Source organism: Variovorax paradoxus (assembly GCF_009498455.1).
In the GTDB taxonomy this organism is placed as follows: Bacteria; Pseudomonadota; Gammaproteobacteria; order Burkholderiales; family Burkholderiaceae_C; genus Variovorax; species Variovorax paradoxus_H.
Genome location: NZ_CP045644.1, coordinates 2,520,239 through 2,541,926, shown reverse-complemented (window position 1 = coordinate 2,541,926; position 21,688 = coordinate 2,520,239). Strand labels below are relative to the sequence as shown.

Here is a 21,688-nt window from a genome sequence, read left to right as displayed (position 1 = left end):
TCCTCCCTCTTCGTATCCCTTGGATCAGCCCAGCAGGCCGTGCAGGATGTTGGTCACGGGGGCCAGGGCACCGCCGGTCGGGCTCTGATCGACCAGGCTGGAGATCGGGGCGAGCACGTTGTCGAGCACCGGGGCCACCGTGTGTTCGACGGTGTCCAGCACACCGGCCACCACGTCGCCGACCGGCGCCGTCAACGGCGTGCCGGCGAGGATGTCGGTCACCGGTTCGACCGCGGTCGTCACCGTTTCGACCACCGTCGAGACCACCGAGCCGGCCGAGCCGTCGAGCAGGCTCGTCACCGGTTCCAGGATGCCGGCCACCGGTTCCGCACCACCCGTCAGGCCGCCGAGCAGGCCGCCCACGAGGCCGTCCGCACCGAGCAGGCTGCCGACCAGGCCGTCGTCACCGAGGACGCCGCCGAGCAGGCCACCTTCGCTGCCGCCGAGGACGCCGCCCAGAAGGCCGCCGTCACCGCCAAGGACGCCACCGAGCAGGCCGTCGTCACCCAGCACGCCGTCGAGCAAGCCGCCAGCGTCGCCGCCAGCCACGCCGCCGAGGACACCACCGAGCAGGCCGTCGTCACCCAGCACGCCGTCGAGCAGGCCGCCAGCATCGCCGCCGGTCACGCCGCCGAGGACACCGCCCAGCAGGCCGTCGTCGCCGAGGATGCCGCCGAGCAGGCCGCCAGCGTCGCCGCCGGTCACGCCGCCGAGGACACCACCCAGCAGGCCGTCGTCGCCGAGGATGCCGTCGAGCAGGCCGCCCGCGTCGCCGCCGGTCACGCCGCCGAGGACACCGCCGAGCAGGCCGTCGTCGCCGAGGATGCCGCCGAGCAGGCCGCCAGCGTCGCCGCCGGTCACGCCGCCGAGGACACCGCCCAGCAGGCCGTCGTCACCCAGGATGCCACCAAGCAGACCGCCGTCACCGCCGAGGACACCGCCCAAGAGGCCGTCGTCACCCAACACGCCGCCAAGCAGACCACCGTCACCGCCGAGGACGCCGCCCAACAGGCCGTCGTCACCCAACACGCCGCCGAGCAGGCCACCTTCGCCGCCAAGAACGCCGCCCAACAGGCCGTCGTCACCCAACACGCCACCGAGCAGACCGCCTTCGCCGCCGAGGACGCCGCCCAAGAGACCGTCTTCACCCAACACGCCGCCGAGCAGGCCACCGTCGCCGCCGAGGACACCGCCCAAGAGGCCGTCGTCACCCAACACGCCGCCAAGCAGGCCACCTTCGCCGCCGAGGACGCCGCCCAGGAGGCCGTCGTCACCCAGCACGCCGCCGAGCAGACCGCCTTCGCCGCCGAGCACGCCACCCAGCAGGCCGTCGTCACCCAACACGCCGCCGAGCAGACCGCCTTCGCCGCCGAGGACGCCACCCAGCAGACCGTCGTCACCCAGCACGCCGCCGAGCAGACCGCCTTCGCCGCCGAGAACGCCGCCCAGCAGGCCGTCGTCACCCAGCACGCCGCCGAGCAGACCGCCTTCGCCGCCGAGCAAGCCGCCCAGCAAACCGTCGTCACCCAGCACACCGCCGAGCAGACCACCGTCGCCGCCGAGGACACCACCCAGCAGGCCGTCGCCACCGATCAGGTTGGCCACGCCGTCGGTCACGAAGTCGACCTGCGTGTCCACCGCGGTCAGCAGGCCGCTCGTTGCGCCGGCGCCGAGCAGCTGGTCGACCACCGGGCTGGCCAGGTCGGCCACGCCGTCGGTGACGTCATCGACGAGACCGTCGGCCGGGTCGAGCACGTTCGGGTCGTTCGGCGTGAAGCTGGAACCAAGCACCGGGGCCAGCAGGCCGCCGACGGTGTCGGTCACGCTGTCGGTCAGTTGCGAGACCGGGGCCAGGACGTCGCCCAGGCCGAGGTCACCGAGCACGCCTTCGTTCAGGCCGTCCACCAGACCGGCGACCACGCTGTCGGTCGGGTCGAGCAGTGCCGCGCCGGTGCCGGGGGTGCCGCCACCGCCGATGCCGCCGACCACACCACCCAGCAGACCGCCGAGCAGGCCTTCTTCACCGAGCAGACCGCCCACAGGGCCGTCTTCGCCGAGGAGGCCGCCGACCACGCCGTCGGGTCCGAGCAGGCCGCCGACGCCGTCGCCGCCGAGCAGGCCGCCCAGCGGGCCGTTGTCGCCCAGCAGGCCGCCGAGCAGGCCGTCGTCACCGAGCAGACCACCGATGGGGCCGGTGCCGCCGAGCAGACCGCCGACCAGGCCGTTGTCGCCGAGCACACCGCCCAGCACGCCGTCGCCGCCGAGCAGGCCGCCGATGGGGCCGGCATCGCCGAGCAGACCACCGACCAGGCCGTCGTCACCCAGCAGGCCGCCCAGCGGGCCGTCGCTGCCGAGCACACCACCCAGCAGGCCGTCGTCGCTCAGCAGACCGCCGACCAGGCCGTCGTTGCCGAGCAGGCCGCCGATGGGGCCGCCTTCGCCGATGACACCGCCGAGCACGCCGCCCAGCAGACCGTCGTCGCCGCCGAGCAGGCCGCCCAGCGGGCTGTCTGCGAGCAGGCCGGAGATCGCGCCGTCCTGGCCGAGCAGGTTGTCGACGAGGCCGCCCTGGCCCAGCAGTTCGCCGGTGAGGCCTTCCGAGCCGGCAAGGCCGGCCAGTGCGCCGTCGCCGCCGAGCAGGCCACCCACGAGGCCGTCGTCACCCAGCAGGCCGCCGACCGCACCTTCGTCGCCGAGCAGGCCGCCCAGCAGACCTTCCGCGCCGAGCAGGCCGCCGGTCAGGTTGCCGACAGCGCCATCGCCGAGCAGGCCGCCGACGAGGCCGTCGTCGCCGAGCACGGTGTCGAGCAGGCCGCCGACGGCGGTGTCTTCACCCAGCAGGCCGCCGACCAGGCCGTCCGGTGCCAGCAGGCCACCGACCAGGCCGTCTTCGGCCAGCACACCTTCCACGAGGCTGCCTTCGCCGAGCACGTTCTCAAGCAGGCCGCCGAGCGCGCCGTCGTCGCCCAGCAGTTCGTCGGTGACGCCGCCGAGGCCGAGGGCGTCGGTGAGGCCGCTGACGATGCCGTTGTCGCCGACGAGGTTCTCGAGCCCGTTGTTGAGCGCGTCGGTCACGTAGTCGACCTGGTTGAGCAGGCCGTCCGTGATGGCACCGGCGGCGCCGGCACCGAGCAGCGGATCGAGCACCGGGCTCAGCACGCCGCCGAGCGGGTCGGTGATGCTGCCGACGGTGTCGTCGATCGGGTCGAACTGGTTCGGGTCGTTGGCCTGGAACTCTTCGCCGAGCAGCGGAGCCAGCACGTCGTCGACGACGTCGGTCAGGTTGTCGACCGTCTCCGACACCGGGGTGAGCGAGCCGCCGAGGCCGAGCGCGTCATCCAGGCCACCGACAGCGCCACCCAGGATGCCGTCCGCGGGGTTGAGCAAACTGTCGCCGTCTGCGTCGGCATCGCTGTCCGCGTCTGCGTCGCTGTCCGAGTCGGAGTCCGAATCAGAGTCGCTGTCGCTGTCGCTGTCCGAGTCACTATCCGAGTCGCTGTCCGAATCAGAGTCGCTATCGCTGTCAGAGTCACTGTCCGAGTCAGAGTCACTGTCCGAGTCAGAGTCGGAGTCACTGTCCGAGTCAGAGTCGGAGTCACTGTCCGAGTCAGAGTCGGAGTCACTGTCCGAGTCGGAGTCGGAGTCGGAGTCGGAGTCCGAGTCGCTGTCGCTGTCGGAGTCGCTGTCCGAGTCAGAGTCAGAGTCGCTGTCCGAATCGCTGTCGGAATCCGAGTCGCTATCCGAATCCGAATCCGAATCCGAATCCGAATCCGAATCCGAGTCGGAGTCCGAATCGCTGTCCGAGTCCGAGTCGGAATCCGAGTCCGAATCAGCGTCCGCATCGGACTCACCGCCCGGGCCGCCCACGAACAGCGGGAAGCCGGTGGTGCCACCGTCGCTGCCACCGCCGCTGAGCGCAGCACCCAGCGCCGCGGCGCCCAGGGCGCCCAGCGCGAATTCACCGAGGCCGATGCCGCTGCCGGCCGCGGTCTTCTTGGTCACTGCCAGAGCGGCCGCATCGGCGTCGCTGTCCGGCGGGGTCACTTGCAGGTCGCCCGAGGCGACGTCCACATTCACTTGTTCGAGGCCGCCGGGCAGCTTGGTCGAGCCGATGGTGGCATCGGTGCCGCCGGTGAAGACGCCGGCCAGCGGCGCCTTGTTGGAGGCCGATCCGGGGAACAGCACGTTGGCCTGGCCGCCGTCCGGCACGATCACGCGGTCGCCGGCCATCAGGGTCTGATTGCCGTCCACCGGAATGCGGACACCCTCGCGCATCACTGCAACGCCGGGCGTAGCATTGGACAATGTGCCCACGCTGGAAGACGCCACGGCCGCAGGCGCGGCGGAGGCGCCGGCGCTCATACCCGGCGCGCCCAGCGGCGTGACGGTGGCTTGGGCAAGAAGCACGGGCGCAGCGCCATTGGCGGAGAGCCCTTCGGTCGAAACGGTCGATGCTTGTGGAGCGGTCATGGCAGCCTCTGTGACAAAAGATGCATCTACAGGGGCAACTTGCGTGCCGCTTTTCCGCCGCCGTGCCAACAAGGCCTCGCTGGCGCTTCAAGTGATTGATTTGTATGAGAATTTTTCTGAAAACCGCGTCGCATGCCGGCCGCCGAAACCGCTCACGAAGACCTCATTTCGCGATTCGTTACGTAACGATGTAACGCCACGTACCCGGAACGCCGGACACGTCTCTCGCACTTTCCACCGGGCCGCGATGCACACCGCGCCGCCTGTTTTTTCTTTCTCTTCTTCTCCCTTCCTCTCTCCTCTATCTATATGTTCAATCCCTCCCAGGAAGACGTGCGCCGCTTCTTCTGCGACGTGTACGCCAAGCACCGGCAGGGCCTGCCGATGGAGCCGCTGGAAAGCATCGCGGCCGGCTGGATCGACGAGCACCCCGAGTACCACGAGGACCTGATCGACGCCGACGCAGCGGTGGCGCGGGTCTATGACGGATCGAACGGCCGCGAGAACCCGTTCCTTCACTTGTCGATGCACCTGTCGATCAGCGAGCAGTGCTCCATCGACCAGCCGCGCGGCATCCGCCAGGCCGTCGAGCTGCTGGCCGCGCGCCGCGGCTCGCTATTGCACGCGCATCACGAGGCGATGGATTGCCTGGGTCAGATGATGTGGGAGAGCCAGCGCGCGGGGCGTCCGCCGGATGGCGATGGCTACGTGGCCTGCGTGCAGCGCCGCGCCACGAAGGACTGACCCGGCTCAGCCGGAAACGCGCGGCGTTCCTTTTCGCGACGGCAACGCGCCCTGCGCCTTCGCCGCCTCGCGCAGCAGCCCCGCCATCGCGGCGCGCAACGGCGACGGCTCGGCCTCGCTGCGCTGCAACAGGCCGACGGGCTCCTCGGTGCCGGTGGTGTCGATCGGCAGGCGCACCAGGCGGCCGTCGGCCAGTTCGCTGCGCGCGGCACCCAGCGGCGTGATCCACACCGCATCCGACACCGCCACCAGCGCACGCGCCACCGCCACGTCGAGCGTCTGCAAGGCATTGGGCGGCAGCGCCAGGCCGCGCGCCGACAGGAAGCTCTCGGTGTTGTGGCGCGGCGCCGTGCCCTCGCCGTACACGACCAGCGGATAGTCGAGCACCGCCTGCACCGGCGCCGGCTTGAGTGCAAGCGGATGGCCGGCGCGCACGGCGAACACCAGCGGCTCGGTGTGCAGCAGCTCGAAGCTCAGGCCGCCCATGAGGCGCGGATCGCTCATGCGGCCGACCACCAGATCAAGCTCGCCGGCGCGCAGCTCGTCGAGCAGCACGGCGTTGGCCGCGCTCTTCACCAGGATCTGCACCGCCGGCCAGCCCTCGCGCAGCCGCGCCAGCGCCACCGGCAGCAGCGCGGGCGCCACGCTCGGCAAGGCGCCGATGCGCAGGCGCTCGATGCGCCCGCCCGCCGCCGGCGCCACGGCCTGCGCGCTGGCGTCCATCGCTTCGAGCACGCGCAGAGCGTGGGCCAGCAGCTGTTCGCCGGCCGGCGTGAGGCCCTGCACACCGCGGCGTCCGGCCTGGCTGCGCTCCACCAGCCGGGTGCCGACCACGGCCTCGAGTTCCGACAGCGTCTTCGACACCGCCGGCTGGCTCAGTGCCAGCCGCTCGGCCGCGCGCGCCAGGTGGCGCTCCTGCGCGACCGCGACAAAGGCGCGCAGGTGCCGCAGCTGCACGTTGCGCACGAAATCCTGGCGAAGCTCGGCGGGAGACTTTTTCAATGCCTTCTGGTTATTGAAACTGGAAAAATCTTCAATTTACATCATTGATTGCGACTTCTACAGTGCGGGCTCCGGATTCGTCCCACGACAGGAGACAACGTACATGACCAAGACCCCCGGCGCCCAGCCCGTCCTCACCCCGCGCGACTGGGAAGCCCACCCCAGCTACATCTACCCCGGCTACAAGTCGACCGGCAAGCGCGGCCCGCAGAAGCCGCTCATTCCGCTGAAGGCCTCGCTCGGCGAACTGCAGCAGCCCGTGTACGGCCACGACAGCATCGGCGCGTTCGACCACGACCTCACGCGCAACGCGCGCGTCAACGGCGAGCCGCTGGGCGAACGCATGATCCTCACGGGCCAGGTGCTCGACGAGCGCCGCCGCCCGGTCGCCAACACGCTGGTCGAGCTGTGGCAGGCCAATGCCTCGGGCCGCTACGTGCACAAGGTCGACCAGCACGACGCCCCGCTCGACCCCAACTTTCTGGGCGCGGGCCGCTGCCTGACCGACAGCGAAGGCCGCTACCGCTTCCTCACCATCAAGCCCGGCGCCTACCCCTGGGGCAACCACCCGAACGCCTGGCGTCCGCAGCACATCCACCTGTCGCTGTTCGGCCAGAGCTTCGCGAGCCGCCTCGTGACGCAGATGTACTTCCCCGGCGACCCGCTGCTGCAGTACGACCCGATGGTCACCGGCACGCCCGAGCGCTACCGCAACCGCCTGATTGCCGACTTCAGCCTCGACATCACCGAGGAAGGCTATGCCCTGGGCTACCAGTTCGACATGGTGCTGCGCGGCGCCGATGAAACGCCGTTCGAGAACCGCTGAAAGGATTCCCCATGCCATTGATGACCGCCCAGGCAGCCGACTTCGGCCAGACCCCGTCCCAGACCGTGGGCCCCTACTTTGCGTACGGTCTCACCGCCACGCAGTACGGCTACAACTTCAACCAACCCTTCGACGCCGTGCTGGCGCTGGACACCGCCAGCGGCCAGCGCATCCGCCTCGAAGGCCGCGTGATCGACGGCGACGGCAACACGATCCATGACGCACTGATCGAGATCAGCCAGCCCGACGGCGAAGGCCGCTACCCGCAGACGCCCGACGAGGCCCGCGCCCTGGGCTTTCGCGCCTTCGGCCGCGTCGGCACGGGCACCGACGCGCAGCACCGCTTCGTGTTCCACACCGTCAAGCCCGGCGCACAAGCGCCCGGCGAAGCGCCGCACATCAACGTGATCGTGCTGATGCGCGGCCTGCTGCTGCATGCGTTCACGCGCGTGTACTTCAGCGACGAGGCCGAAGCCAACGCGAAGGACGCGGTGCTGCAGAGCGTGCCGGCCGATCGCCGCCACACGCTGATCGCCGAGCGCATCGAACAAGGCGGCGCGGTGACGTACCGCTTCGACATCCGCATGCAGGGCGCGGACGAGACGGCCTTCTTCGACGTCTGACCTCCGGGAAAATCCGGACGCAAAAAAGCCCGCATCTGCGGGCTTTCTCTTGGGCGCAGCGGGCCTCAGTGCCCGTCTTGCTTACTGAGGCGCGTGATGCAGGCGCGACTCCGGCACGATCTTCAGTTCGCCAGGCAGCGAGCTGATGTAGGTGGCCAGGGTCTTCAGTTCGGCGTTGGTGAACTTCTTGGGCTCGACCTGCGCGGCCATCACGGCGTTCGAACGGCCGAGGTGCGGGTTGTTCTTCACGCGGTACGACTTGAGCGCGACGAACAGGTAGTCGGCGTGCTGGCCGGCCAGCTTGGGCACGGTGCCGTCGTTCGGCGTGTTGAAGTTGGCGCCGTGGCACTTGGTGCAGCTGTTGTCCTTGTCGCGCGCGATGAGCGCCTGGACGTTCTCGGATGCGGCCTTGGCCGGTGCAGCCGGCGGTGCATCGCCTTCCTTCACGCCGAGCTGGCTGTAGTAGGCCGAGAGGTCGGCGATGTCTTGTTCGGTGAGGCTGTCGGCGATGGCGCGCATCGTCGGGTGCTTGCGGTCACCACCCTTGTACGCGGTGAGCGCGGCCGAGATGTAGGTGGCGCTCTGGCCCGCAATCATCGGGACCTTGTGGATCTCGGGGAAGCTCGCCTGGTAGCCGATGATGCCGTGGCAACCCACGCACATCTGGACCTTCTTGGCGCCGTCCTGGGGCTTGCCAGTGACTTGCTGGGCTTGTGCCGAGAGCGTCACGCAAGCGACAGCAAGGGCAAACATCGTGGTCAACAACTTGTTCATTTTGCGCGCACAATCTCGTGGAGATACAGTTTTTCGAATCAACATTCGATTATATGCAAGGGTCCCACGGGAACCTCGCGCGAGCTGCACAAGAGGCTGCGCAATGCAGTTCGAGTGTGTTCTTTTCTCCACCCTGCCTCCGCTCCACTCATGAAATTCAAGGGCTCAGACAACTACGTCGCCACTCAGGACCTGATGCTGGCGGTCAACGCGGCCATCACACTCCAGCGCCCGCTGCTCGTCAAGGGCGAGCCCGGCACCGGCAAGACCATGCTGGCCGAGGAAGTGGCGCAAGCGCTCGACATGCCGCTGCTGCAGTGGCACATCAAGTCGACCACCAAGGCGCAACAGGGCCTGTATGAATACGACGCCGTGAGCCGCCTGCGCGACTCGCAGCTCGCCGACGTGGACGGCGGCCAGCGCGTGAAGGACATCCAGAACTACATCATCAAGGGCGTGCTCTGGCAGGCCTTCACGGCCGACCAGCCGGTCGCGCTGCTGATCGACGAGATCGACAAGGCCGACATCGAATTCCCGAACGACCTGCTGCGCGAAATCGACCGCATGGAGTTCTACTGCTACGAGACGCGCGAACTCATTCGTGCCAAGCACCGTCCGCTGGTGTTCATCACCTCGAACAACGAGAAGGAACTGCCCGACGCGTTCCTGCGCCGCTGCTTCTTCCACTACATCAAGTTCCCCGATGCCGAGACGATGAAGCACATCGTCGCCGTGCACTTCCCGAACCTGAAGCAGGAGCTGCTCACGTCGGCAATGAAAACCTTCTACGACGTGCGCAACCTGCCCGGCCTGAAGAAGAAGCCCTCGACCTCCGAGTTGCTCGACTGGCTCAAGCTGCTCGTGGCCGAAGACATTCCGCTCGAAGCCCTGCAAAGCAAGGACGACAAGGTCGCCGTGCCGCCGCTGGTGGGCGCGCTGCTCAAGAACGAGCAAGACGTGACGCTGTTCGAGAAGCTCGTCTTCATGCAACGCAACAACCGCTGAGCCCATGAGCCAGCAACAGCCACCGCCGCATTCCACCGGCCAGTTGATGAAGCTGGGCATTGCCCAGGCGGTGCTGTTCGTGGCGGGCGCCCTGCTCGGCCGCGGCATCGGCCTGCTGCTGGGCCTCGACGCCTTCGGCGCCGGCGGCTACGGCAACAAGGAAATCTTCGGCATCCTGCTGATCGGCCTGGGCGGCGGTGCCGGCGTGCAACTGGCGCGTGCCTGGTACACACGCAAGTACGGCAACCCGCGCGGCTGAGCACAAACAAGCCGCAAGCCGAGCCCCAGCTCACGAGAGAGTCTTTGATATGGCGTTCGTCGAACCTGTCACCCTGAAGGCCCGCGGCATCGCGCTGGTGCCGCTCGCACTCCCCCACGAAGACGGCCTGCGCGCCGCGGCCGCCGACGGCGAGCTGTGGAAGCTGCGCGTCACCTCCGTGCCCGAGCCGCAGGACACGCGCGCCTACATCGAGACCGCCCTCAAAACGGCCGACCGCTTCGCCTTCGCCGTGACCGACGAGGCCACCGGCACGGTGCTCGGCAGCACGAGCTTTCACGACATCCTGCCGGGCGTGAAGCGCGTCGAAATTGGCTACACCTGGTACGCCGCGCGCTGCCACCGCACCCACGTCAACACCACCTGCAAGCTGCTGATGCTCACGCACGCATTCGACACGCTCGGCTGCCACGTGGTGGGCTGGCGCACCGACAACTTCAACTTCGCCTCGCAGCGCGCCATCGAGCGCCTGGGCGCGAAGAAAGACGGCGTGATCCGCGGCCACGTGATGCGCCGCGACGGCACCATCCGCGACACCGTCATGTACAGCCTGCGCGCGGGCGAATGGCCCGAGGTGAAGGCCCAGCTGCAGTACCTGCTCGACCGGCCGCGCGACTGACGCCGGCGACGACACACAAGGAGCGCACCCCATGCTCATCGACTTCTTCTACACGCTGCGTTCGGCCAAGCTGCCGGTGTCGGTCAAGGAATACCTCACGCTGCTCGAGGCGCTCAAGGCCGACGTGGTGGGCCCGAACTCCGACGGCGCCTACGGCATCGACGACTTCTACTACCTCTCGCGCACCGCGCTCGTGAAGGACGAGAAGCACTACGACAAGTTCGACCGCGCCTTCGCCGCCTACTTCAAGGGCGTCGAGATGCTCACCGACTTCACCAAGGAAGTGCCGCTCGACTGGCTCAAGAAGACGCTCGAACGCGAGTTCACGGCCGAAGAGAAAGCCAAGATCGAGAAGATGGGCTGGGACGAGCTCATGGAAACGCTCAAGAAGCGCTTCGAAGAGCAGAAAGAGCGCCACGAAGGCGGCAGCAAGTGGATCGGCACCGGCGGCACCTCGCCCTTCGGCAACGGCGGCTACAACCCACAGGGCATCCGCATCGGCGGCGCGGGCAAGAACAAGAGCGCCGTGAAGGTGTGGGACCAGCGCGCCTACAAGGACTACGACGACACGCAGGAACTGGGCACGCGCAACATCAAGGTCGCGCTGCGCCGGCTGCGCAAGTTCGCGCGCGAAGGCAACGTGGAAGAGCTGGACCTGGACAACACCATCCACTCGACCGCGGCCAACGCCGGCTACCTCGACATCAAGATGCGGCCCGAGCGCCACAACAACGTCAAGGTGCTGCTGCTGATGGACGTGGGCGGCACGATGGACGAGCACATCCAGCGCGTCGAAGAGCTGTTCTCGGCCGTGAAGACCGAGTTCAAGCACCTGGAGTTCTATTACTTCCACAACTGCGTCTACGACTTCATGTGGAAGAACAACAAGCGCCGCTTCTCCGAGAAGTTCGCGACCTGGGACATCCTGCGCAAGTACAACAAAGACTACAAATTGATCTTCGTGGGCGACGCCACGATGAGTCCTTACGAAATTTTGCAACCTGGCGGCAGCGTCGAATACAACAACGAAGAGGCCGGCGCCGAATGGATCCAGCGCCTCACGCACACCTTCCCCAAGTTCGCCTGGATCAACCCCGAGCCCCAGGGCGTGTGGCAGTACCGCCAGAGCATCGCGGTGATGCAGCAACTGATGTCCAACCGCATGTATCCGCTCACGCTGCGCGGCCTCGAAGAGGCGATGCGCATGCTGTCCAAGTAACCCGCGGCCCCGCACAGGCGGGGGCACGCGTCACACGTGTGCTGTCAGAATGCCTCCATGGTCAGGGTGGCATTCGTTCTTTCGCCGGCGTTGTGGCCGGCTTTGCTTTTTTCCGGCGTCCTGCTCTTGCAAGGCTGCAGCCTGCTGCCTAAAAAAGAGGCGGCGGACACGGGCGCGTCCACGGTCGGCGTGGTGCGCAGTGGCGACAGCAAAGGCGACACCGCCAAGGACGACGACGGCAAGGCCAAGGCCGACGGCCGGCGTCGCGCCTTCACCGTCGATGTGCGCGGCCCGGAGACCGAGCGCGACTACCTCACGCGCCACCTCGAAATCCAGCGCTACCGCGAGCTCGACGACCTGGGCGTGACCGAGGTCTCGCGCCTCATGGTCGCGGCCGAGGCCAATGCACGCGAGCTGCTGGGCACGCTGGGCTACTTCACGCCCACGCTCACGCTCGAGCTCAAGGAAACGCCCGACGGCACCGAGGCCCCGCGCGAGGTCGTCATCACCGTCGCGCCCGGCGAGCGCACCAAGGTGTCGACCGTGCAGATCCGCTACGCCGGCCAGATCGCCGACGACCCCACCGCCGAAGCGCAGCGCGACGCCATCCGCACCGGCTGGGCGCTGCGCGCCGGCGAGCCCTTCACCCAGGGCGCGTGGGACGACGCCAAGACCACCGCGCTGCGCAGCCTCACGGCCAGGCGCTTTCCCACCGGCAGCGTGGAAGTCAGCCGCGCCGAGATCGACGCCGATCGCCACGAGGCCCGGCTCGGCGTGACCTACCAGTCGGGCCCGGCCTACAAGTTCGGCCCGCTCGTGCTGCGCGGCGTGGAGCGCTACGACGCCGACGCCGCGCGCCGCATCGCGCGCCTGCCCACCGGCACCGACTACGACCAGCAGAAGCTGCTCGACGCGCAGCAGCGCCTGGCCAGCAGCGGCTACTACGACTCGGTGTTCCTCACGCTCGACACCGACAACAACACGCCGCTGGCCGCGCCCGTGATCGCCCAGCTGCGCGAGGCGCCGCTGCAGAAGGTGGTGATGGGCGTCGGCTTCACCACCGACAACGGCCCGCGCCTGTCGATCGACCACACCCACAACCGCATGCCGCTGCTCGGCTGGCGCGCGGTGTCGCGGCTCTCGCTCGACAACGACATCCAGTCGCTGGGCACCGAGTGGAACGCCGTGCCCAACGACCGCGGCTGGCGCTGGTTTGCCGGCGGCGAACTCAAGAGCGAGCAGTCGGGCAGCTACGTGGTCGACAGCGGCCGGCTGCGCGGCGGGCGCAACAAGTCGAGCGACCACATCGACCGCAGCTACTTCCTGCAGTACGACTACGCGCACAACCGCGGCATCGACGCGCCGCCCTCGGCCTCGGCCGTCACCGCCAACTGGGGCTGGACCGGTCGCTACTTCGACGACAACGCGGCGCCCTCGCGCGGCTACGGCCTGGCGCTCGAAATGGCCGCGGGCTACACGCTCACGGGCCAACAGCTGCCCTTCACCCGCACCTACGCGCGCTTTCTCGGCGTGCTGCCGCTGGGCGCGGCCGACGACAAGAACGCCCGCGCGCGCCGTAGCCGGCTGCAGATGCGCCTGGAGGCCGGCGCCGTCGCCGCCAAGGACATCGCGCAGATCCCGTCCACGCTGATGTTCCTGACCGGCGGCGACACCACCGTGCGCGGCTACAGCTACAAGCAGATCGGCACCGTGCGCGCCGACGGCCAGACCGTGGCGGGCCGCTACCTCGGCGTGGCCAGCCTCGAATGGCAGCGCCCCTTCGTCTACAAGGACAAGCTCACCGAATGGGAGAGCGTGGTGTTCGTCGATGCCGGCGCCGTGGCCGACAAGCCCGGCGAGCTCAAGCCCAAGGTCGGCGTGGGCGTCGGTGCACGCTGGCGCAGCCCCGTCGGCCCCGTGCAGGCCGACCTGGCCTACGGCGTCGACTCGAAGAAATTCCGCCTGCACTTCCGTCTCGGCTTCACCTTCTGACCCGCTTCATGCCGACCACGCCCGCCGCAGCCCCGCCCAGTCCCCGTCCCCGCTCGCGCAGCCGTCGCGTGCTGCGCGCGCTGGGCTGGACGCTGGCGGGCCTGTTGCTCGTCGTGCTGCTGCTCGCCGCCGGCACCTGGTGGTGGCTCGGCTCGAACACCTCGCTGGCCTTCGCGCTCGCACAGGCCGCGCAACGCCTGCCCGCGGGCCAGACGCTCGAAAGCCGCGACGTGACCGGCTCGCTGCGCACCGGCGGGCGCATCGGCTGGCTCAAATGGCAAAGCGAAACCCTCGCGGTCGAGGTGAACGACGCCACGCTCGGCTGGCAGCTCGCGCCGCTGTTCCAGCGCAAGGTGCAGCTCGGTGAGATCCACGCCGCGCGCCTGTCGATCGAACGCCGCGGCCCGCCCAGCGACACGCCGACCGAGCCGCTCGCGCAGGTCGCGCTGCCCGTCGAGGTGGCCGAGGTGCCCTTCCGCATCGACGAACTGCGCTGGGCCGGCCCGCCTCCGCTGCAGGCCACCGGCCTCGCCGGGCGCTACAGCTACCTCGGCGCGCAGCACGCGCTGGACATCGAAGGCGTAGACATCGCCGACGGCCACTACAGCGCCCGCGTGCGGCTGCAGGGCCCGGCGCCGATGGCGCTCGACGCCACGCTCGACGGCCGCGTGAAAGCCCCGCTCGCCGAAGACCGCCACATCGAGGTGCAGGCCAAGGCGTCTGTGAAGGGCACGCTGGCCGGCCCCGAGGCGCGCCTGCAGGTCGCCGCCGACCTGCAACCCACCGAGCCCAACGCCGAAGCGCCGATGGAAGCCAAACTGCGCGCGCAGATCGCACCCTGGCTGCCGCAGCCCGTGGTCGATGCCAAGGCCGACCTGCGCAACGTCGACGCCGCCAGCCTCTGGCCCGGCGCGCCGCAGACCCGGCTCACCGGCACCGTCGAACTCGCACCCGACGCCGCCACCGGGCCCGCTGCGTGGAAGGCCTCGGCCGACATCCGCAACGCCGTCGCCGGCCCGTGGGACGAACAGAAGCTGCCGGTCGAGCAGGTCGAAGCGCAGGTCGGCTTCGATGGCACGACCTGGACCGTGCCCGAAGCCACCGTGCGCGCCGGCGGCGGCCGCATCGACGCCGAAGGCAGCTGGAGCCCCGCGCCCTCGCCCTGGCAGGTGCGCGCCACCGTGCGCGGCGTGCGGCCCGGCGCGCTGTACAGCGAGCTGTCGGGCGCGCCCTTCGGCGGGCAGATCAGTGCACGGCAGGCCGAAGACTCCGACACCCTCGTCTTCGACGTGGCCCTCAAGGCCGAAGGCAACGGCGGCGCCGGCAGCAAGGCATTGCCCGGCTTCGGCCTCGACCGCGCACTCGCGCAGGGCCAGTGGAAAGACCAGGTGCTCGACCTGCGCACCCTGCGCGTCGAAGCGATGCGCGCCAGCATCGACGGCAAGCTGCAGGTGCGCGTGGCCGACCAGGCCGCCAGCGGCAAGCTCGACCTCTCGCTGCCGGGCGGCAGCGCGCAGCTCGACGGCCGCATCGCGCCCAGCACCGGCGGCGGCGACCTCAAGGCGCGCATCGACGACGCCGAAGCGATGCAGCGCTGGGTGCAAGGCCTGCCGGGCCTCTCGGGCGTGTTCGCGAACGCCAGCGCCAAGGGCAGCGCCCGCCTCGACGCCAGCTGGCAAGGCGGCTGGCAGACCGTGCAGCGCCGCATCGAGAACCCCGGCGCGCCCACCGCGCGCGGCAGCAGCGCCGAGCCCAGCCTCAAGGCCGCGCTTGCCGTGCCGCGCCTCGATCTGAGCCTGCCCGCCGCACAGCCTGGCGGCACGGCCACCTCCGTGCAGTTGCGCGAGCTGCAGGCCGACCTTGCCGGCAGCATTGCCCAGGCCACGCTGACGCTCAAGGGCGAAGCCACCACCGGCACGCAGAAGCTGGCGCTCGACACGCGCGCCAGCGGCGGCCTCGCCAGCGCCAACCAGTGGCGCGCCACCCTCGCCAGCCTGCGCCTGCAGGCACAAGACACCGCCACCGCGCGCCCCGGCCAAGGGCCCTGGGTGCTGGAGCTGGGCCGTGAAGTCACGGCCACTGTGCGCGCCGCCGACAACCGCCTCGACGTCGAAGCTTCCGCCGCCGAGGCCACCCTGCGCGGCCCGCTGCCCGGCACCGTGCGCATCGACTGGCAGCCGCTGCGCTTCAACCAAAGCGGCGCCGCACCCAACCGCGTGTTCCGCCTGCAGTCCAAGGGCCAGATGCAGGGCCTGCCCATGGCCTGGGCCGGCGCCTTCGGTGCCAATGCCACGCTGAGCGAACTCGGCATCAGCGGAGACCTCCTGTTCAACGGCGACTGGGACATCGACGCCGGCGACACCCTGCGCGCCAAGGCCCGCCTTGCGCGCCAGAGCGGCGACATCCGCGTGCAGGCCGGCGAGGCCGCGCTCGTCACCCGCATCACCAGCACGGGAACCGGCACCGCGAGCGAACGCACCATGAGTTCGGGCAGCGGCAAGAACGACGTCAACGGCGTCGATCTCACCGCCACCCCGGCCGGCCTGCGCCGCGCCGAACTGCAGCTCGACGCGCAAGGCGACGCCGTGCGCGCCACCCTGGCCTGGGACAGCGAACGCGCCGGCCGCCTCGACGCCGAACTCGGCACCCGCATGCAGCAGCGCAGCGGCGGCTGGCAGTGGGCGCCCGACGCGCCGCTCAACGGCACCCTGCGCGCCGCGCTGCCCAACCTCGGTGTGTGGTCGATGCTCGCGCCGCCCGGCTGGCGCATCGCCGGCACGCTCGACGCCAACGCCACCCTGTCGGGCAGCCGCACCGCGCCACGCTGGAACGGCACGCTCGGCGCCGACCAGCTTGCGCTGCGCGCGCCCGTCGAAGGGCTCGACCTGCGCGACGGCCGCCTGCGCGCCTCGCTCACCGGCGACCGCCTCGAAATTGCCGAGTTCACGCTCAAGGGCGGCGCCGGCAGCAACGCCCGCATCGGCGGACAGAGCGGCAACCGCAGCACCGCCGCCAGCGAGGCGCGCACCGACGGCGGCTCGCTCACTGCGCGCGGCGACCTCAGCTGGGGCAGCAACAACAGCGCGACCAGCACCGGCATCCGCATGGCCCTGCAGGCCGAGCTGCGCGCCCTGCGCGTGCTGGTGCGCACCGACCGCCAGGTGTCGCTGTCGGGCAACCTGCAGGCGCGGCTGGACAACGGCCAGTTCAACGTGCGCGGCAAGCTCAAGACCGACCGCGCCGTCATCATCCTGCCCGACGAAACCGCGCCCAGCCTGGGCAGCGACGTCGTCGTGCGCTCGGCCGCCAAGGACAAGGCAGACGCCGAAGCCGCACAGCGCGAAGCCGCCAAGGCCGACGCCCAGGCGGCCAAGGCCGCCAAACCCCAGACCGCCAAGCCGCCCGACATCGTCGTCACCTTCGACCTCGGCGACGACTTCGCCGTGCAGGGCCGCGGCATCACCACGCGGCTCGAGGGCGAACTCGAAATCCGCAGCACCCGCCTCGATGCTCCGCCGCGCATCACCGGCGAAGTGAAGACCGTGAAGGGCCAGTACCGCGCCTACGGCCAGCAGCTCGACGTCGAGACCGGCATCGCGCGCTTCAACGGCCCCTTCGACAACCCCGCGCTCGACATCCTGGCCATCCGCCCGAACATCGCGCAGCGCGCCGGCGTGCAGATCACCGGCTCCGCGCAGTCGCCCCGCGTGAAGCTCTACGCCGAGCCCGCGCTGTCCGACGCCGAAACGCTGTCATGGGTCATCCTGGGCCGCGCTTCGGCCACCAGCGGCGGCGAATCGGCCCTCTTGCAGCAGGCCGCCCTGTCGCTGCTCGGCAAGATCGGCGGCACCAACACCGGCGGCAGCCTGGCCAGCCGCTTCGGCCTGGACGAACTCGGCTTCAAGGGCCCCGGCAACGGCGGCGACCTGCGCGAATCGGCCGTGACGCTCGGCAAGCGGCTGTCCAAAGACTTCTACATCACCTACGAACGCAGCTTGGGCGGCACCTTCGGCACCCTCTTCATCTTCTACGACCTGACCAAGCGCCTCACGCTGCGGGGGCAGGCGGGGCAGACGAGCGGGGTCGACCTGATCTATACGGTGAAGTACGACTGAGGGTGCGGACACCCCAAACTGGTAAAGTGCGGGCCGCGCAGCAGCAGCCGCAGCGCGCACCGTCTTCGTAGTTCAATGGATAGAACGGGGTCCTCCTAAGACTCAGATACAGGTTCGATTCCTGTCGAAGGCACCAAATACAGACATCACAACGTCTCACTGTTGATTGCTGCCGAAAATGGGGGTGCGGCATCACATCGAACGCAACCATGCGTTGCTGAGCAGAACGCTGCTTTTCAGGCGCCGCACGCGCAGTCGCGACTGAGTTGCCGGTACGCCGCAGGCGTACTGCCGAAGCGTTCCTTGAATGCCGTCGTGAAGTTCGCGGCACCCGAGAACCCGATCGCATGCGCCACCTCTTCGATGCCGAGCGGCGTTTGGACGAGCAGATGCTGCGCGCGCAAGAGCCGCTCCTCGCGCGCGAATTCGAGCACGGTGCGCCCCGTGTGGATCCGAAACGCCCGCGTCAGCCGCTTCTCGTGCGTGCCCACACGTGCGGCGAGCGCCGGCAGCGGTGGAATGTTCGCAAGGTCGTTCTCGATGAGCCGCTGCGCGGCCCTGGCTATCACGCGGTCCAGGTCGTGGGGTGCTTCGTCCCCGGATTTCAGCGGCCTGCGAGGCGCCTCGGCGACACCGCCGGGCGGTTGCGCGCCACCGCCTGCGAGCGTGAGATGGACCGAGATGCGAACCAGCACCTCTTCGGGTTCGAAGGGCTTGAGGATGTAGTCGACCGCGCCGGCCCGTAGACCGGTCAGCCGCTCCTCGAGCGTCGCACCGGCCGTGAGAAAAATCACCGGGATGTGCGCGGTGGCGTGGTCCGCCTTCAGCAGCCGGCACGTCTCGAAGCCGCTGGTGGCCCCCAAGTGCACGTCGAGCAGGATCAAGTCCGGCTGCAGCACTCCGGCGCGGCGGTAGCCCTCGAGCGCGTCGAAGGCAAGGCTGATGCGATGGCCGGCGCGCTGCAGCGCGGTAAGCAGCACTTGGAGCTCCTCGACGCTGTCGTCGATGACCATGATGTGCGCAGGCGCGGAAGATTGGAACCAGTAGGACATGAAGATGCGGCGCGTTGCGCGTGCCGCATGGTGCAAGTCCCGATCTTTTGTTTCATGCGCCCTTCCTGACCTTTCCTGACGGTTCCTGACCAAGCGCCTGGCCCCCGCATGCCCGGCAGCCTCAGTTCGCGAGCACGTACCCTTTGCCGCGCACCGCATGAAGCGGCAGGCGCATGCCGAGCTTCGCGGCCTTGCGCCGCAGCCGGCTGGCGATCGCATCGATGCGGTGCTCGTCGAAATCGAACACGTCGCCACCGAGCGCGCGGATCAGGTCGTCGCGGCTCGCCTCTGTGCCGCGCTGCCTGAAAAGGCAGGCGAGGAACGCGCGCTCGCTGGTGGTGAGCGCCATCTGACGGCCTTCGGGGTCGCCGAGGATCCAGTCGCTCTCGAGCAGACGCCAGGTGGCCGCTGCGGGGGGCGCGGGCGCTGCGTTCTCCGGCGGTGCGGCCGTGAGCCTGCGACCGACGGCGTTCAGCGTCTCGGCCAATTCCCGCATGTTCACCGGCTTGACCAGGTAGGCGTCTGCACCTTCGCGCAGCCCCAGCAGCCGATCTTCGAGTTCGCCGCGCGCGGTCACCAGCACCAGCCCGAGCCGTCGCTGCACTGCGCGCAGATGTGCAACGACCGCAAGGCCGCTCTCGCCTGGCAAGCCGATGTCCACCACGACGATGTCGCAGGGCTGGACCGCGAACGCCTTGTAGAAGGACGCGGCGTCGCCGAAGCCCTGCGCGTCGAAGCCGAGCTCTCCCAATGCGAAGATGGTTTCTGCACGGATGTCTTCGTCGTCCTCGATCACATGGATGCGAAAACCGGTGCGCTGGCTCGGGGATGGCATGGCGCGGAAAGTATAAAGTCGCGTCCCAATGCGCCTCGACGTCGAAACCACCCGGGCAGGTCCGGGCCGCCTGCTCGCTCTTGTGTTCCTGCTGCTGTGGTGCTTTGCAATGCCCGCCAGGGCGCTGGTACTGTCGGCTTCCGATGGCCTCAGCGGCGGCGTCCAACTCTCCGGGAGCCTCGAGATCCAGCGCGACCCCTTGGGCCGGTGGCGTATCGCCGACGTCGCGCGCGGTGCGCAGCACAGCGGCTTCGCGCCGCTCGAAGGGCCGGTGCAGGAAGGCTTCAGCCGCGACGCCGTGTGGCTGCGCTTCTCGCTCGCGCGCACGGTCGACGCGCCCGCACGATGGCTGCTGCGCGTGCGACCGCCGCGCATCCACGAAGCCACCTTGTATGCGCCGGACGGGCGCGGCGGATTCGTCGAGACGCCGCTGGGCGACGCCCGCCCGTTCGCGGCACGCGAGATCCCCGACCACAACTTCGTCTTCCCGCTCGACATTTCGACCGAGCCCGCTGTCTATTTCCTGAGGGTGCGCAACGACGGGCCGTCGCTGCGGGCCGAACTGGACCTGTGGCAGCCTGCGGGCTTCGAGCGTGACCGCACGGCCGACTACACCATCATGGGCGTGCTGCTTGGCGCCGCCCTGCTCGCCGTCTGCATGAACCTGATCTTCGGGGCCTGGCTGCGGGACAGGCTCTACGCCCATTACGCGCTCTACGTGCTCTGCATCGCAGCGCTGTCGGCCAACCGCCAGGGGTTCGCAGCGCAGTGGTTTCTCGACGCTCGCCCCGAACGCGTTGCTCAAACGCTGCTTGCCGTCAATTGCTTCTTCAACATGGTGGGTACCGCGTTCATGTCGCGCATCTTCCAGTTCCGACGCCATTGGCCGCCCGCGGCATATTTCTTCCATGCGGTCGTGGTGTTCAACTTCGTTGCGTTCGTCCTGGTCCTGGCCGGCCATCACGCCGCCATGGCGACCTGGGTCAGCGCGGGCAGCACCGCGTCCACGGTGTTCGGCGCGGTCTTCGTCTGCTACCTGCTCTTCGTGCGGCGGCAGTTCCAATACCTGCTCCCGGCCTCGGCCTTCGCGGTGGGAACGGTGCTGGGGCTCTATGGGCTGTTGAAGCTCTGGCTCGGCGACAGCGTGCCCGGCGTGCCACCTGACCGCATCTATTGGCTGGGCAGCATGTTCCACCTCATCCTGCTGAATGTGGCCGTGGCCGACCGGACGCGGCGCGCCGAGCGCGATTACCGCACCGAGCGCGAGCGCGTGCTCGCAGTGCGGCTGGAAGCCGAACAGGCGCTCGAAGGCACGGTCGTGCGGCGCACCGCCGAACTTCAGCAGACCAATGCCGCGCTGCATGAGGAGATCGCGGCCCGCGCCCGTCTGGAAGCCCGGCTGCGCGAGTCGCTCGAGGTCGAGCGCCAGGCGATCGTGCAGCAGCGCGAGTTCGTCTCGATGGTGTCGCACGAGTTCCGCACGCCCTTGACGGTGATCGACGGCGCGGCGCAATCGCTCGACATCTCGAAGCTCGGCGCGGAGCCCGTGGTGAAGCAGCGCACCGAGCGGATCCGGCGCGCCGTGCAGCGCCTGACCATGCTCATCGAGAACATCCTGCTGGCCGACCGCCTCCAGCCTGAGAACCGGGTGTTGCGCCACGAAGTCTTCGACATGGCGGCGCTCGCGCGGGGGCTGTGCGAGAGCTTCCACTTTCCCGTCGCTCCGCGCCTGTTGATCGACGTGTGCGAACCCCTGTCCCAGGTGCGCGGCGATCGGGCGCTGCTCGAGATCGCGCTGCAGAACCTGATACAGAACGCATTGAAGTACTCGCCGCCGGAGCAACCGGTGCATGTCGTGCTGCGGCAGGTGGGCGACATCGTGCAGGTCGACGTGATCGACCGCGGACCCGGCGTCGCAATGGCCGACAAGGCCCGCATCTTCGAGAAGTATTTCCGTGCCGAAACCGCGAGTGCAGTGCCCGGCACCGGGCTGGGGCTTCACCTGTCGCGCGAGATCGCGGTGCGCCATGGCGGCGACGTGACACTGCACGAAACTGGCACCAGCGGGTCGACATTCCGCCTTTCGCTTCCGGCTGCGCCGCTCGAGCAAGGCACATGACCCGTCGCACGGCGTG

Annotated in this window: 15 protein-coding genes and 1 tRNA gene; 11 read left to right on the top strand and 5 right to left on the bottom strand. The window is 69.2% G+C overall.

Going from position 1 to position 21,688, the window contains the following annotated elements:
* Positions 1 to 24: 24 nt before the first annotated feature.
* Positions 25 to 4,470 (bottom strand): hypothetical protein, encoded by a 4,446-nt coding sequence (locus GFK26_RS11595; protein ID WP_228121974.1) that lies wholly within the window; start codon positions 4,468 to 4,470, stop codon positions 25 to 27.
* 309 nt (positions 4,471 to 4,779) lie between these two features.
* On the opposite strand from GFK26_RS11595, the gene GFK26_RS11590 reads away from it, so the two are divergent.
* Positions 4,780 to 5,214 (top strand): DUF1841 family protein, encoded by a 435-nt coding sequence (locus GFK26_RS11590; protein WP_153282093.1) that lies wholly within the window; start codon positions 4,780 to 4,782, stop codon positions 5,212 to 5,214.
* Between the two features lie 6 nt (positions 5,215 to 5,220).
* On the opposite strand, the gene GFK26_RS11585 is transcribed toward GFK26_RS11590, so the two are convergent.
* Positions 5,221 to 6,216: a LysR substrate-binding domain-containing protein gene (locus GFK26_RS11585; RefSeq protein WP_228121973.1), complete on the bottom strand. Its 996-nt coding sequence runs from the start codon at positions 6,214 to 6,216 to the stop codon at positions 5,221 to 5,223.
* Positions 6,217 to 6,319: 103 nt separating this feature from the next.
* On the opposite strand from GFK26_RS11585, the gene pcaH reads away from it, so the two are divergent.
* Together pcaH and pcaG are read left to right on the top strand one after the other, a co-directional pair.
* Positions 6,320 to 7,042, top strand: a complete 723-nt coding sequence (gene pcaH, locus GFK26_RS11580) for a protocatechuate 3,4-dioxygenase subunit beta (RefSeq protein ID WP_153282092.1) — start codon at positions 6,320 to 6,322, stop codon at positions 7,040 to 7,042.
* A gap of 11 nt (positions 7,043 to 7,053) precedes the next feature.
* The gene (pcaG, locus tag GFK26_RS11575; protein ID WP_153282091.1) at positions 7,054 to 7,665 is read left to right on the top strand and encodes a protocatechuate 3,4-dioxygenase subunit alpha; all 612 of its coding nucleotides are present in this window, start codon (positions 7,054 to 7,056) and stop codon (positions 7,663 to 7,665) included.
* Between the two features lie 81 nt (positions 7,666 to 7,746).
* On the opposite strand, the gene GFK26_RS11570 is transcribed toward pcaG, so the two are convergent.
* On the bottom strand, positions 7,747 to 8,439 hold the full coding sequence (locus GFK26_RS11570; protein ID WP_153282090.1) for a c-type cytochrome: 693 nt from the start codon (positions 8,437 to 8,439) through the stop codon (positions 7,747 to 7,749).
* A 150-nt stretch (positions 8,440 to 8,589) separates the two neighbouring features.
* Between GFK26_RS11570 and GFK26_RS11565 the strand changes: the two genes are divergently transcribed.
* The 7 genes from GFK26_RS11565 (at position 8,590) to GFK26_RS11535 (ending at position 17,802) form a co-directional block, all read left to right on the top strand.
* Positions 8,590 to 9,444, top strand: a complete 855-nt coding sequence (locus GFK26_RS11565; RefSeq protein ID WP_056577821.1) for an AAA family ATPase — start codon at positions 8,590 to 8,592, stop codon at positions 9,442 to 9,444.
* A gap of 4 nt (positions 9,445 to 9,448) precedes the next feature.
* Positions 9,449 to 9,703 carry a hypothetical protein gene (locus tag GFK26_RS11560; RefSeq protein WP_056577818.1) on the top strand — a complete coding sequence of 85 codons (255 nt, stop codon included), beginning with the start codon at positions 9,449 to 9,451 and terminating at the stop codon, positions 9,701 to 9,703.
* Positions 9,704 to 9,752: 49 nt separating this feature from the next.
* Positions 9,753 to 10,340, top strand: coding sequence for a GNAT family N-acetyltransferase (locus GFK26_RS11555; RefSeq protein ID WP_153282089.1), 588 nt, complete (start codon positions 9,753 to 9,755; stop codon positions 10,338 to 10,340).
* Between the two features lie 31 nt (positions 10,341 to 10,371).
* Positions 10,372 to 11,559: a vWA domain-containing protein gene (locus GFK26_RS11550; RefSeq protein WP_099792873.1), complete on the top strand. Its 1,188-nt coding sequence runs from the start codon at positions 10,372 to 10,374 to the stop codon at positions 11,557 to 11,559.
* 57 nt (positions 11,560 to 11,616) lie between these two features.
* On the top strand, positions 11,617 to 13,551 hold the full coding sequence (locus GFK26_RS11545) for an autotransporter assembly complex protein TamA (RefSeq protein WP_153282088.1): 1,935 nt from the start codon (positions 11,617 to 11,619) through the stop codon (positions 13,549 to 13,551).
* An 8-nt stretch (positions 13,552 to 13,559) separates the two neighbouring features.
* The gene (locus GFK26_RS11540) at positions 13,560 to 17,666 is read left to right on the top strand and encodes a translocation/assembly module TamB domain-containing protein (protein WP_153282087.1); all 4,107 of its coding nucleotides are present in this window, start codon (positions 13,560 to 13,562) and stop codon (positions 17,664 to 17,666) included.
* A 61-nt stretch (positions 17,667 to 17,727) separates the two neighbouring features.
* Positions 17,728 to 17,802 (top strand) — tRNA-Arg (locus GFK26_RS11535).
* A 100-nt stretch (positions 17,803 to 17,902) separates the two neighbouring features.
* On the opposite strand, the gene GFK26_RS11530 is transcribed toward GFK26_RS11535, so the two are convergent.
* Both GFK26_RS11530 and GFK26_RS11525 read right to left on the bottom strand, forming a co-directional pair.
* Positions 17,903 to 18,718, bottom strand: coding sequence for a DNA-binding response regulator (locus GFK26_RS11530; RefSeq protein WP_153282086.1), 816 nt, complete (start codon positions 18,716 to 18,718; stop codon positions 17,903 to 17,905).
* Positions 18,719 to 18,839: 121 nt separating this feature from the next.
* Positions 18,840 to 19,514 (bottom strand): response regulator transcription factor, encoded by a 675-nt coding sequence (locus GFK26_RS11525; protein ID WP_265590130.1) that lies wholly within the window; start codon positions 19,512 to 19,514, stop codon positions 18,840 to 18,842.
* Positions 19,515 to 19,581: 67 nt separating this feature from the next.
* Between GFK26_RS11525 and GFK26_RS11520 the strand changes: the two genes are divergently transcribed.
* Positions 19,582 to 21,672: a sensor histidine kinase gene (locus GFK26_RS11520; protein WP_153282084.1), complete on the top strand. Its 2,091-nt coding sequence runs from the start codon at positions 19,582 to 19,584 to the stop codon at positions 21,670 to 21,672.
* Positions 21,673 to 21,688: the final 16 nt, after the last annotated feature.